Genomic DNA, 12,528 nt, shown 5'->3' with positions numbered 1-12,528 from the left:
TCATCCTTTGGTCTAAGTAATTTGGATATTTTGGATCCAAAAAACCCCGGCGAAGCGCTGTGCTTAAGATGCGACTCCCCTCCAGATCCGCACGAAGCATCCCCTTCACCATGGAATCCAAGCCCGGGCAGCGCGTCCTGATCTCCTTGCGCAACATGATCGCGTCCGGTGCGTTGCCCGCCGGGGTGCGCCTGGCCGAAATCCAGACTGCCCAGTCCCTGGGCGTCTCCCGCACGCCGGTGCGGCTTGCGTTCCGCACGCTCGAACAGGAAGGCCTGCTGGTGCGATGCGGTGCGCGCGGCTACATGGTGCCGAGCGTGGAAGCGCAGGACCTGGCCAATGCCGTGGAGGTGCGCGGCGTGCTGGAGGGGCTGGCCGCGCGCCAGGCGACCGAGCGCGGCTTGCCGGCCGCGTCACTGGCGGTTCTGGAGCAATGCCTGGAACGCGGCGATGCGCTCTTCGCCAAGGGCCACATCGTGGCCGACGACATGCAGGTCTACCACGAGCTCAACATGACCTTTCACCAGGTGATCGTCGAGGCCAGCGGCAACGCGGCCGTCGCCACCGCGCTGTCGCGCAACGACCACCTGCCTTTCGCCTCCAGTAGTGCATTGGCGTTCGACAACAACAACCTCGCCGGGGAGTGGACCCGCTTCAACTTCGCGCACCTCCAGCATCACGCCATCGTCGATGCCATGCGCACCGGCCAGTCGGCACGTGCCGAAGCCCTCATGCGCGAACACGCCAACGCGACCCTGCGCTACGCCGAAATCTTCACCAAGGCACGCGCGGGACAGCGCCCCCTGGAAGTGCTCCACGGCGACGCCGACGCCAGCAAGACCCGCACGGACTGATCGGACTGCGGGCGGGCCAGCCCTCGCCCCGCCCCGCCGCCCACCTGTCAGGGGCGGCCTTCAGGCCTTGCGTGGTCCAGATGACGCCCCGCGAAGTCAGAAGCGCGCCTGACCCTTGGTCTTGCTTCCTGAACGCGCCATCGGCCAGAGCGGCGCGAGGCCATGCTAGACAAAAGTCTCATGCCAAGCGTTCGAATATCGCCCGTGCATTCGATATTCGAACTTGAATGGTGCGGGGCGATAAACCTAGCGTGTAAGCCCTGCTGAGAAAGGGTCGGCAGGCACCGGTGGAAGGACGCCGGTCAGCGCGCACGGACGATACGCACATCACTCAACAACGATTCCTGATTTCCGGGAGAGGGGAAGTCATGCCAACGAAAATCCGGGCGCTGCGCCTGACAGGTCTTGCGGCCGCCTTGCTGTTTGGCCAGGGCCTGCCGGCCCTGGCTGGTGCACAGCAGGCCGCCACGACGGCGACGCCGCCATCAGCGCATGACTCACAGGATCCGGTGACGGTCCCCGATGCGCAGCACGGCCGCGTGCCGGCCAAGCAGGTGCCAAACCCGCGCATCCTGCCGCCCAATGCAGGCAAGGGGCCGCCGGTGGGCCCCTACCGGCTGATCCGCTACAACGACGTTTACAAAGGCCAGGACACCGGGCCACTGCACGCCTGGAAAAACCGCCCGATCGGCGACACTGGCGATGTGACCCTGACCCTGTTCGGCGAAGAGCGCGTGCGCTCGGTCTGGCAGACCTGGAATTCCTACACCGGGGCGGGGGAGCGGGACCAGCGCTTCATGCTGCTGCGCCATCAATACGGTGCGGACCTGCATGTCGGCGAGGGTTTGCGCTTCTTCGGGCAACTGATCAGCGGCCAGCAGTTCGGCAGCCACTACCCACGGCCCGAGTCACCGCGCCAGTCAAACGATGTAGATCTGTCGCAGGCCTTCATCGAAGCCAAGCACAAGACACGGACGGGCACGCTGGGCGTGCGCGCGGGCCGCCAGCAGGTGCACTTCGGCACCGGTCAGGTCTTCGCACTGCAGGCGGCGCCGAACGTGGAACGCAATTTCGACGGCGTGCGCGGCTATTACGACTGCCCAACCTTCAAGCTGGATGCGTTCCTAATGCGACCGGTCGCCTATGGACGCCACAGCTTCGACGACGACACCGACCACGATACCGCGGTCTGGGGTCTTTATGGCTCCCTGCCACTGGTGCGCAAGCAGGAACTGTCGCTCAACCTTGATCCCATCTACGTCGGCCAACGTGACGACAGCATCGCTTTCAACCAGCTTCGGGGCGCAGAGACCCGGCACACCTTCGCGACGCGCTTCTGGGGCAAGGTCGGCGCTGCGGCCATCGACTACACCCTGCTCTACCAGACCGGTAGCTTCAACGGGCGCGATATTCGCGCCAGTGCGGTGATGACCACCACCTCATTCAACCTTGGCCAGGACAAGGACGCACCGGTCCTGGCCTTCAACCTGGACATGGCCAGCGGCGGCAAGCGCGATGGCAGCACCGTGAAGACTTACAACCCGCTTTACATGTCCGGCGAATACGTGAGCCTGAACGGATTCATGAGCCTGTCCAATATGTACAGCGTCGCGCCCTCGCTGTCCTTCAGCCTCCCACACGATCTGAGTCTGGAGATTTACAACCGTTTCTACTGGCGCTACTCCACCGACGATGCGATCTACGGCCAGAACTTCGGCACCCTCGCGCCCTCGCTGCGCACCGATGCCCGTTACACCGGCCAGCAGCCGGCGATGGACCTGCGCTGGCAGGCCTCGCCGAACCTGCAGCTGCGAGGCTCGGGCGCCTATTTCGAGCCATCCAGCCAGATGCGCGTGGCCGGGCTGCGACATACGCCCACCTTCCGCATCGACCTCACCTACATCTTTTGATCCAGGACCTCACATGTCACACATGACATTCAGGGCCTCCCTGCTCGCCCTGCTGTTGGCGGTCGCTCCGCTCGCGCAAGCCCAGCCCCCTGCCAAGCCGGTGATGCCCGCGATCCGGGTCACCCTGTTGGGTACCGGGACGCCCAGCTTGAACCCCGAGCGCTTCGGCAATTCCACGCTGGTGCAGGCCGGCGGACTGAATCTGGTCTTCGACGCCGGCCGTGGCGCGACCATCCGCCTGGCGCAGTTGAAGGTGCCGCTGGGCAAGATCGATGCCACCTTCATCACCCACTTCCACTCCGACCACCTCAACGGGTTGGCCGATCTGTGGACCACCAGTTTCCTGCGCACGCCGCAGAACGGCCGTACCACGCCGTTCGAACTGTACGGGCCGACCGGCATCACACCCATCGCCCGGGCAATGGAAGCGATGTTCGCGCCCGACGTGGCAATCCGTGAGGCCGATGCAGAGGTTCCGCCGGCAGCGACCGAGGTGCGGGTGCATGCGTTCGATGCTCCCGCCGTGGTGTTCCAGCGCAACGGCGTCAGGGTCAGTGCGTTCAAGGTCGACCACGGCAAGGCGATCCAGCCGGCGGTGGGCTACCGGATCGACTATGCCGGCCACTCGGTGGTGATCTCCGGGGACACGCGCTATGACCAGCGGGTCATCGACCAGGCCAAGGGCGTGGACCTGCTGGTGCACGAGGTAGGCGCCATCTCCACGCACCACCTGCACGAGTCCTGGGCCAAGCCAGTAGCCGGACATCACACCTCGCCAGAAGAGGCCGGCAAGGTCTTCGCCCTGGCCAAACCGAAGATGGCCGTGTTCTCGCACATCTCCCGGCCCGGCCCCAAGGACCAGAGCAACACCGACCAGGCCATCCATGACCGCGCCGCGACGGCGTGGGACGGCCCGATCGTCGTGGGCGAGGACCTGATGTCCTTCGACATCGACTCGACCGTCACGCTACATCGCTTCGAACCCCAGCATTGAGACCCAACCGGGAGCAACAGACATGAGCATTGATCGACGCAAGTTCATCGCCGGCATCGGCATGGGAGGCGCGAGCCTGCTGATGGCCCGCCATGCCGCCGCGCAGGCCGTGAGCGGTAATGACAAGCCGGGCGCCGCCTCGGCGCCAGCCGACCTGACTGCCGAGCGCGGCACGGTGCTCTACACCATCGGAACCAAAGGCGGCCCACGCGTGGGCGGGCGTCGCGGCAATCCAGCCAACCTGCTGATGGTCGACGGTGTGGCCTTCGTTGTGGATTGCGGCTACGGGGTCTCGCGTGGGCTGGTCGACGCGGGACTGCCACTGGACAAGCTGAAGTATGTCTTCATCACCCACCATCATTCCGACCACAATCTGGAGTACGGCAACCTGTTCTACAACGGCTGGGTCACCAACCTGCGCACGCCGGTGAAGAGCTATGGCCCGATCGGGATCGAGCAGATGACCCGGGATTTCTGGGCCCTCAACCGGATCGACGTGGCCACGCGCATGGCTGACGAGGGACGCGTGGATCCGCACCCGCTGCTCCAGGCCCATGATCTTCCTGGCCCGGGGAAGGTCATGGAAGCCGACGGCGTGCGCGTGACGTCGGCCCACATGCTGCACCCACCGCTCGAGCATTGCTTCGCCTATCGTTTCGACACGCCGCACGGCGCGGTGGTGTTCAGTGGCGATACCGCCTACAACCCCAAGCTGGCCGATTTTGCCAAGGGCGCTGATGTGCTGGTGCACGAGGTTGTCTATCCGCCAGGCGTGGACAAGCTGGTGCAGAAGGTCGCAAATGACAAGGAGGCCTTTAAGCACCACCTGCTGGCGTCGCATACCACACCCGAGGACGCCGGAAAGATCGCCCAGGCTGCTGGCGTCAAGACCTTGGTGCTGAGCCACTTCGTTCCCGGCGACATGGACTGGATCACCGACACCATGTGGCAGGAAGGCGCAGGAAAGCATTTCAAGGGCCAGATCGTCATCGCCCGCGACCGCCAGCGCATCCCGGTCGGTTGACCGCCGCCTCAACCGTCGTAGCGCCCAACGAATCAGGATTCAGCAATGACCGCACCCACCGCCGCTTCCAGCAACCTCGCGCTTGATCGCATGAGCCCATTCCAGTGGGTGGCGATCGGGGTCTGCATCGTCCTCAACATGCTGGATGGCTTTGACGTGATGGTCATGGCCTTCACCGCCCCGCACGTGTCCAGCGATTGGTCGCTGTCCGGCAGCGAGTTGGGCCTGATGCTCAGCGCCGGGCTGGTGGGCATGGCGGCTGGCTCACTGTTGCTGGCACCGTTGGCCGACCGCTTCGGGCGGCGCACCATGATCCTGTGGTGCCTGGTCATCCTGACGCTGGGCATGGCCAGTTCGGCCCTGGCCAACAACGCATGGCAGCTCGGACTGCTGCGCGTGTTCACCGGGCTGGGCATCGGCGGCATGCTGGCCTGCTCGGGCGTGATCACCGCCGAATACGCCAGCGCCCGCTACCGCAGCACGGCCGTGGCGCTGCAGGCCACCGGCTATCCGGTCGGCGCGACCATCGGCGGCCTGATCGCCACACTGATCCTGCAGCACTTCTCCTGGCATGCGGTGTTCCTGTTCGGCGCGCTGGCCTCGCTGCTGTGCATCCCCCTGGTGTTGTTGCTGCTGCCCGAGTCGTTGGACTTCCTGATGAGCCGTCGTCCGGCCGGCGCGCTGGAGCGACTCAATGGGCTGTTGCAGCGGATGCGCCAGCCGCGGCTGGAAGTTCTCCCGTCCCCGCCCGAAGTAGCGCCACGCACGGGCTACGGAGCGCTGTTCACGCCACAGCTGCGCAGGACCTCGCTGCTGATCGCGGCCAGTTTCTTCCTGCACATGTTCACGTTCTACTTCGTGCTGAGCTGGACGCCCAAGCTGCTGGTGCAGGGCGGCATGTCGGCCGAACAGGGCATCACCGGCGGGGTCCTGCTCAACCTGGGCGGCATGCTGGGCGGCAGCATCTTCGGCTGGCTGGCCTCGCGTTATCTGCTGACCCGGTTGACCGCGGGCAGCTTCCTGCTGGCGGGGGTGTCGATGGCGGTCTTCGCCATGGCCGGGACTCAGCTGCAGGTGGCCTTCCCGACCGCCTTCGTGATCGGCATGGCCCTGTTCGGCTCCATGGCGGGCCTGTATGGCATGGCGCCGGCGGTCTTCGACCCGACGGTGCGAACCACGGGCTTGGGCTGGGCGATCGGCATCGGCCGGATCGGCGCCATCCTCTCGCCGATGACTGTGGGCGTGATGGTCGATGCCGGCTGGCAGCCGGCCAATCTGTATTACCTGCTGGCCTTGCCGCTGGTGCTGGCGATGGTGGCGGTGCTGTCGATCCGCCTGGCCGCGCCCCGCTAGCCCACGCCCTGGCGGCGGCCCCGGCTCCTGAACGCACTGGGTGCGCAGCCGGCGCTGCGGCTGAACCAGCGGCTGAAGTACGCAGCATCGGAAAATCCAAGCATCGCCGCGACCTGCTGCACGTCCAGGGTGGTATAAGTCAGGCTCCGCTGTGCCTCCAGCAGCAAGCGCCGCTGCTGCAGCTGCAGCGCAGTCGCGCCGGCCAGGCGCCGACACAGTGCGTTGAGGTGGCCGCTGCTCACCCCCACCTGCTGCGCATAACGTTGCAGCGGCCAGTGCTCGCGGTAGTGCGCATCCACCAGTGACAGATAGGCCTGCAGATGCCGCGCGCCCCGTGCGTGCGGCGTCGCGTCCTGCATCGGGGCATCCACCCGGCTCTGGCAGGCGCGTGCCGTCCACACCAGCAGTTGGGCCACCAGGGCCTGCAGCATCTCCCCGCGCGCGGGCCGACGCCCCTGGTACTCGCCGGCCACTGTGTCGAACAGGTGGTCGAGCATGCCGGTGTCCGCGCCGGCGTCCAGGCATGCCGGCTGCGCGAGTCCACGTCCCAGCGCCGGCCACTGATTGCAGAACTCGGCCATCACCTGGGCCGACAGGGTCAGCACATGCCCCTGCACGCGGCGATGGAAGCGGAAGCCATGCACGCTCAATGGCGGCAGCAACACCAAGGTGGGCGCGTCCACCCGCTGCGTCGCATAGTCGATCTCCAGGTGGGCCGGACCGCGCTGCACGTACATCAGCTGCAGCAGGTCGCTGTGTCGATGCGGGCGGATATGCCAACCGTGCAGGCGGCTGCGCGCCGGGATGGATTCCCAATGCATCCGATCCAGCACCTGGCTGGACCAGGTCTCGCCGTAGAGGCCGAAGGCAGGCACCGCATTGGCGTGGACTGAATCGGCGGCGTGGTTTGGCATCTGCGAAAAGTCCAAGGACTGGCCCGCATCGTCCCTTGGACACGGGCGTTTGGCAATCGACACTGGCCGCCATCACATCTGAAGTGTCGGGAGGGCGCATGAGGACCACAATCGCCATCGTCGGGGCGGGCCCGGCCGGCCTGCTGCTGGGCCAGTTGCTGCAGCGCGCGGGTATCGACAACGTCATCGTCGAGCGGCGCAGCGCGGACTATGTGCTCTCGCGCATCCGCGCCGGCGTGCTGGAACAAGGCACCGTGGATCTGTTGGACAGCGTCGGTGCCTCGCAACGGCTGCATGCCGAAGGCATCATCCACCATGGCTTCGAACTCCTGCTGGACGGACGCCGCGAGCACATCGACCTGGATGCCGGCGGCGTGCCGGTGACCATCTATGGCCAGACCGAAGTGACGCGCGACCTGATGGACGCACGCGCCGCGCAGGGCGGGCAGACCCTGTACGAGGTCGATGATGTCGCCATCGGCGGTGTCGATGGCGACCGCCCCTGGCTGGACTTCACTTTGGACGGCGTGGCCACCCGGCTGGATTGCGACTACGTGGTGGGCTGCGACGGTTTCCACGGCGTCAGCCGACGGACGATTCCCGAAGGCGTGCTGCGGACCTACGAGCGCGTCTATCCGTTCGGATGGCTCGGCATCCTGACCGACACCGCGCCGGTCAATGACGAACTGGTCTATGCACGCCACGCGCGCGGCTTTTCCCTGTGCAGCATGCGCTCGGCGAGCCGGTCGCGTTACTACGTGCAAGTGCCCACGGACGAACGCGTGGACGACTGGTCCGACGCGCGCTTCTGGAACGAACTGCGCGCGCGCCTGTCGCCGGACCTGGCCGAACGCCTGCAGACCGGTCCTTCCCTGGAGAAGAGCATCGCGCCGCTGCGCAGTTTCGTGGTCGAGCCGATGCAGCACGGTCGGCTGTTCCTGGCCGGCGACGCCGCCCATATCGTGCCGCCCACCGGCGCCAAGGGCCTGAACCTGGCGATGGCCGACGTGGGCTTGCTGGCCAGCCTGTTCGACAAGGCCTATGCCGGTGGCGAACCTCAAGCGCTGGCTCGCTATTCGGAGTTGGCCCTGCGCCGGGTCTGGCGCGCGCAGCGGTTCTCCTGGTGGATGACCTCCATGCTGCACACCTTGCCGGGACTGGATGCGTTCACTCGCCGCGTGCACGGTGCCGAACTGGACACCCTGCTGGCCAGCCGCGCCGGCCGCGCCACCATCGCCGAAGCGTATGCAGGCTTCCCGGGGCAGACATTGGGCTAAGACGCGCCTGCCATCGCGAATGCGGAACCGGTGCGGACAACAAACACGCGGCCCGGACTAGGCGCAGGTCCTTTCAACGCCTCAAGCGTGGGTCGAAGCAAGCAGCGACTCAGCGAGGCATGCTGAGCCGTGGTTGTCGCTTTCAGCCCAGTGCCTTGTGCATGAACACCGCGCTGTCCGGGCACAGCCCGTTGAACTGGCGCGTGGCGGCAATCTGCGGTGGCGCGTGTTCGCGTGCGATGCGCGTGTAGCCCAGCCTGACGAACAAGGCCTCGGCGCTGGTGGTGAGCAGGTAGAGATCGCGCACGCCGGCACGGGCCGCATCCTGCTCGGCATGGGCGACCAGCGCGCTGCCCACGCCGGCCAGGCGCTGCTCCGGGGCCACGGCCAACGAGCGCAGCAGGCCGCAAGCGGCGTGCAGTTCGACCGCGACCACGCCCAGCAACTGTTCGCCGTCCCACAGCGCGTGCATCGCGCGCGGCACGGGATCGTGCAGGTCATCGGTGGGCAGGCCGACGCGTTCCAGCAGCGCCAGGGCCTGCGGGCCGGGTTCGATCAGGGTGATCCGCTGCGCCATCGTGCCTCCAGGGCCGGTCGGCTGCGGGGAGTATTCCCAAACCACGCGCCGACCGCCACCGGCGCCTAAATGGCGTCTTGTGCCACGCGCGTGGACAGGCGCTCGGCCGCCTCGTGGCGCTCGCTGTAGCGATCCACCAGGTGGTCTGCGACGTCACGGGTGAGCAGGGTGAATTTCATCAGCTCCTCCATGACATCCACGATGCGCGCGTAGTAGGGCGAGGGCTTCATCCGCCCGGCCTCGTCGAACTCCTGCCAGGCCTTGGCCACCGAGGACTGGTTGGGGATGGTCAGCATCCGCATCCAGCGTCCCAGCACGCGCATCTGGTTGACCGCGTTGAACGACTGCGAGCCACCGGAGACTTGCATCACCGCCAGGGTCTTGCCCTGGGTCGGACGCACCGCGCCCACCGACAGGGGGATCCAGTCGATCTGGGTCTTCATCACCCCGGTCATCGCGCCGTGACGCTCGGGCGAACTCCACACCATGCCTTCGGCCCAGGTCGCCAGCGCGCGCAGTTCCTGGACCTTGGGGTGGTCCTCGTTGGCTTCGTCGACCAGTGGCAGGCCGGTGGGATCGAACAGGCGCGTCTCCCCGCCCAGCGCGCGCAGCAGGCGCGCCGATTCCTCTGCGGCGAAGCGACTGAACGAGCGCGCGCGCAGCGAGCCGTAGAGCAGCAGAAAGCGTGGCGCGTGGGTCACGCGTTCGACCGGGAACAGGCGCGACGGATCGGGCTGGGCGAACGACGCCGCATCCAGGTTGGGCAACGTCTCCAGCGACTCAGACACGCTCGCCTCCCGCATCCACCACCGGCGCGCCGTCTTCCTTGTTGAACGCGCCACGCTGCGGCTGGGGCAGCAGATCGAGGACTCGCTCGGAAGGCCGGCACAGGCGCGCGCCGAGCGGGGTGACCACGATAGGCCGGTTAATCAGGATCGGGTGGGCCAGCATCGCGTCGATGAGTACGTCATCGCCGAGTTCCGGATCGTCCAGGCCAAGCTCGGCGTAGGGCGTGCCCTTCTCGCGCAACAGCGCACGCACGGGGACGCCCATGGCGGCGATCAGCGCGGTCAAGGTGGCGCGGTCCGGCGGGGTCTTGAGGTACTCGACGATGGTCGGTTCCACACCGCTGTTGCGGATCAGGCCGAGCACGTTGCGCGAGGTCCCGCAGTCGGGGTTGTGATAGATCGTGATGGGGCTCATGGGCGCCTCAGCGGGGGAAACAGCGAAGGAAAAGGGGCCTTGGGCATCCGGCGTTGCCGCACATCCGCGCGACCACGCGTGCGGCGATCGCCGGGCTTCGTGTCAGGGCGGAGGATGTCGACAAGCCGCGGTTCGCAAGCGGGTTCGGCATTGGGCTCATCCCTCGCACACCTGGCGGGCGGCTGCGGCGGATGCCTCGCAGGTTCCGCCCTGGCAGCAGTGCTCGGTCAGGTAGTCGAGCAGGCCGGTCATGCGGTCATAGCGGGCGCGGTAGATCAGGTTGCGGCCCTGCGGCTCGATGTCGACCAGCTCTGCATGGGCCAGTTCCTTGAGATGGAAGGACAACGTGCTCCGAGCCACCTCCAGCCGCGAGGCCAGCACGCTGGGGACTAGTCCATCCGGTCCGGCCACCACCAAAGCCCGGAACACGCGCAGGCGCTGGGCATGGGCCAGGGCGGATAAAGCGGCGACAGCTCGATCTTCGTCCATGTGGCGACAATACACGAACTATCGAACTGTAGGGAACCACGCCACGACGCTGGCGCGGCCCATATCGGCGGAAGACGCGTGATTCTTTGGCTTTGCGTCGACGGCAATCGGCGCCGGGCGGCCCGCGCGCGACCTTCGACGGCGCCAGGTATTGGACCAAGGTCGTAGACATTACGTTCGAATATCGCCCATATAAGCGATATTCGAACTTGCTGACTGACAGCTTCGCCACCTAGCGTGTACGCCCATGTTCAGGCCGCCTCCGGACGGCCGTCATCGGCGCCGCGCTGCGCGTGCGCCGCAGCGTGTCGGACCCAAGCGCGGGCCTGGCGCCTTTCCTGTCTGCTGGAGTGCTGTATGCGTCGATCCGTTTCATTCGCCGGTCTGTTGCCGGTGGCCCTGCTGGCCTGGCTGCCCGTGGCGGCCGCCCACCAGGCCGAGCCGACACCGGCGCCGCGCCAGGTGCTGACGGTGGACCGCTACGCGGACGACGACGCACCCGGCTCGCTGCGCTGGGCCATCACCACCGCCAACCAGGCCCCGGGCACCTACCGGATCGAGATCGCCGCGGTCGGCACCGCGCCATACGTGATCAAGCCTGCCAAGCCGCTGCCGGCCATCAACGGCCCGGTCGCCATCGTCGGGCTGCCCTGGCAGCAGGCCGGGCAGTACGTGGCCATTGATGGCGCGGCCTACGTCACCGGCGAAGGCACCAAGGCCTGCCCCGGCGCGGTCGAAGGCCAGTACGGCACCAACGTGCGCACCACCACCCTGCCCGGCCTGGTCCTGCGCGATACGCAAGGGGTGGAACTGGCCGGCCTGGAGATCCGCAACTTCTGCATCGGCGTGCTGGTCAACCGCGCCTCGGGCAGCGAGATCCACGACAACCGCATCGTCGCCAACAAGGGCGGCGCGGGCGTAATGCTGACCGGCGACGACGGCAGCGGACAGTCGACCGCCACCACCACGATCCACAACCGCATCGTGCGCAACGAGTTCCTGGACAACGGCGACGGCCTGGAGCTGACCCGGGGCGCGGCCTGGAACCTGGTGGCCGACAATGTGTTCCGCTCCACCGATGCCAATCCCGAACCCTCGCAGGGCATCGAGATCCTATGGGGCAACGACAACACCGTCATCCGCAACCGCTTCGAGAACTACTCCGACGGCCTGCAGATCAACTGGGGCAACCGCAACACCATCGCGGCCAACACCTTCACCGGCAACTCCATCGGAGTGAGCCTGACCGGGCGCGACAACGTGGTCGATGACAACACCATCACCGGCAACGGCATCGGCGTGGCCGTGCGCCCGCAGCCCACCTCGCTGCCCAACCGCATCAGCGCCAACAGCATCACCGGCAACGGGCTGAAGATCATGCGTTGCCAAGCCGGTGGTGCCTGTGTCCCGGGCCAGCGGCGTGGCGCGATCGTGTTCGGCGTGCCAGGCCTGGAACACGCCGGTTTCGTCGGCTCGCGCGGCGGCGGCGTCCACAGCGATCCCGACAAGCTGGCCAAGATCTGCAGCGATCGCGTCAACGAGAACTGCCAGCCCGCGCCCAACGGGGGTATCGTCGCGCCCGTCATCGACAGCGCACGACGCGATGGACAGGACCTGAGCGTAACGGGTCATTTCCTGGGCGCGTCCAACACCGTGCATCGCATCGAGGTCTTCGGCAATGCCAAGGCCACCGACGACGAAGCCGCGCACTACCTGGGCAGCGCGTCGGTCGCCACCGACGCCCAGGGGCAAGGCCATTTCCGCCTCACCCTTTCCGACGCGGCCGGCTTGAACGGCGTGACGGCCACCGTGACCTCGCTGGAAGGGGCCACCTCGCCGTTGTCCGCGCCGCGCGCCGTGGGTCGCTGACATCGCAGGGCTGGCATCGGATCGAAGCCTGCCCGCGTCCCACCTCCCTCACATCAAGGTTCCT

The 12,528-nt window shown here is 66.9% G+C and carries 12 protein-coding genes; 7 read left to right on the top strand and 5 right to left on the bottom strand.

The features are described from left to right. The first annotated feature begins 110 nt into the window (after positions 1 to 110). The 5 genes from ACORQU_RS08675 to ACORQU_RS08655 all read left to right on the top strand — a co-directional run bounded on the left by ACORQU_RS08675 (position 111) and on the right by ACORQU_RS08655 (position 6,135). Positions 111 to 854, top strand: a complete 744-nt coding sequence (locus tag ACORQU_RS08675) for a GntR family transcriptional regulator (protein WP_271647697.1) — start codon at positions 111 to 113, stop codon at positions 852 to 854. Positions 855 to 1,222: 368 nt separating this feature from the next. After that, complete coding sequence (locus tag ACORQU_RS08670) at positions 1,223 to 2,764, top strand: alginate export family protein (RefSeq protein WP_491644628.1); 1,542 nt, start codon at positions 1,223 to 1,225, stop codon at positions 2,762 to 2,764. Between the two features lie 13 nt (positions 2,765 to 2,777). Next, entirely contained in the window at positions 2,778 to 3,758 is a 981-nt protein-coding gene (locus tag ACORQU_RS08665; protein ID WP_491644627.1) for an MBL fold metallo-hydrolase, read from the top strand. Between the two features lie 22 nt (positions 3,759 to 3,780). Next, entirely contained in the window at positions 3,781 to 4,782 is a 1,002-nt protein-coding gene (locus ACORQU_RS08660; protein WP_491644625.1) for an MBL fold metallo-hydrolase, read from the top strand. Positions 4,783 to 4,827: 45 nt separating this feature from the next. After that, positions 4,828 to 6,135, top strand: coding sequence for an MFS transporter (locus ACORQU_RS08655; RefSeq protein WP_491644623.1), 1,308 nt, complete (start codon positions 4,828 to 4,830; stop codon positions 6,133 to 6,135). Here ACORQU_RS08655 and ACORQU_RS08650 read toward each other — a convergent pair. Further along, positions 6,132 to 7,049 (bottom strand): helix-turn-helix domain-containing protein, encoded by a 918-nt coding sequence (locus ACORQU_RS08650; protein ID WP_491644621.1) that lies wholly within the window; start codon positions 7,047 to 7,049, stop codon positions 6,132 to 6,134. The two genes, ACORQU_RS08655 and ACORQU_RS08650, sit on opposite strands and share 4 nt — an antisense overlap. Positions 7,050 to 7,147: 98 nt before the next feature. Between ACORQU_RS08650 and pobA the strand changes: the two genes are divergently transcribed. Continuing rightward, positions 7,148 to 8,326 (top strand): 4-hydroxybenzoate 3-monooxygenase, encoded by a 1,179-nt coding sequence (gene pobA, locus ACORQU_RS08645; RefSeq protein ID WP_491644619.1) that lies wholly within the window; start codon positions 7,148 to 7,150, stop codon positions 8,324 to 8,326. A gap of 142 nt (positions 8,327 to 8,468) precedes the next feature. On the opposite strand, the gene arsN2 is transcribed toward pobA, so the two are convergent. The 4 genes from arsN2 to ACORQU_RS08625 form a co-directional block, all read right to left on the bottom strand. Beyond that, positions 8,469 to 8,903, bottom strand: a complete 435-nt coding sequence (gene arsN2 / locus ACORQU_RS08640) for an arsenic resistance N-acetyltransferase ArsN2 (protein WP_271647706.1) — start codon at positions 8,901 to 8,903, stop codon at positions 8,469 to 8,471. 65 nt (positions 8,904 to 8,968) lie between these two features. Next, positions 8,969 to 9,691, bottom strand: a complete 723-nt coding sequence (arsH, locus tag ACORQU_RS08635) for an arsenical resistance protein ArsH (RefSeq protein ID WP_491644617.1) — start codon at positions 9,689 to 9,691, stop codon at positions 8,969 to 8,971. Then, a complete protein-coding gene (gene arsC, locus ACORQU_RS08630) occupies positions 9,684 to 10,106 on the bottom strand; it encodes an arsenate reductase (glutaredoxin) (protein ID WP_491644615.1) in 423 nt (140 codons plus the stop codon). The genes arsH and arsC overlap by 8 nt, the downstream gene beginning before the upstream one ends. A 156-nt stretch (positions 10,107 to 10,262) precedes the next feature. Continuing rightward, complete coding sequence (locus ACORQU_RS08625) at positions 10,263 to 10,595, bottom strand: ArsR/SmtB family transcription factor (RefSeq protein ID WP_491644613.1); 333 nt, start codon at positions 10,593 to 10,595, stop codon at positions 10,263 to 10,265. 357 nt (positions 10,596 to 10,952) lie between these two features. Here ACORQU_RS08625 and ACORQU_RS08620 point away from each other — a divergent pair, with 357 nt between their 5' ends. After that, a complete protein-coding gene (locus ACORQU_RS08620) occupies positions 10,953 to 12,464 on the top strand; it encodes a right-handed parallel beta-helix repeat-containing protein (protein ID WP_491644611.1) in 1,512 nt (503 codons plus the stop codon). Positions 12,465 to 12,528: the final 64 nt, after the last annotated feature.

This window comes from Pseudoxanthomonas sp. JC1303, from assembly GCF_058448525.1.
The sequence above is the reverse complement of the archived record's forward strand: the minus strand, read 5'-3'. Positions and strand labels throughout refer to the sequence as shown.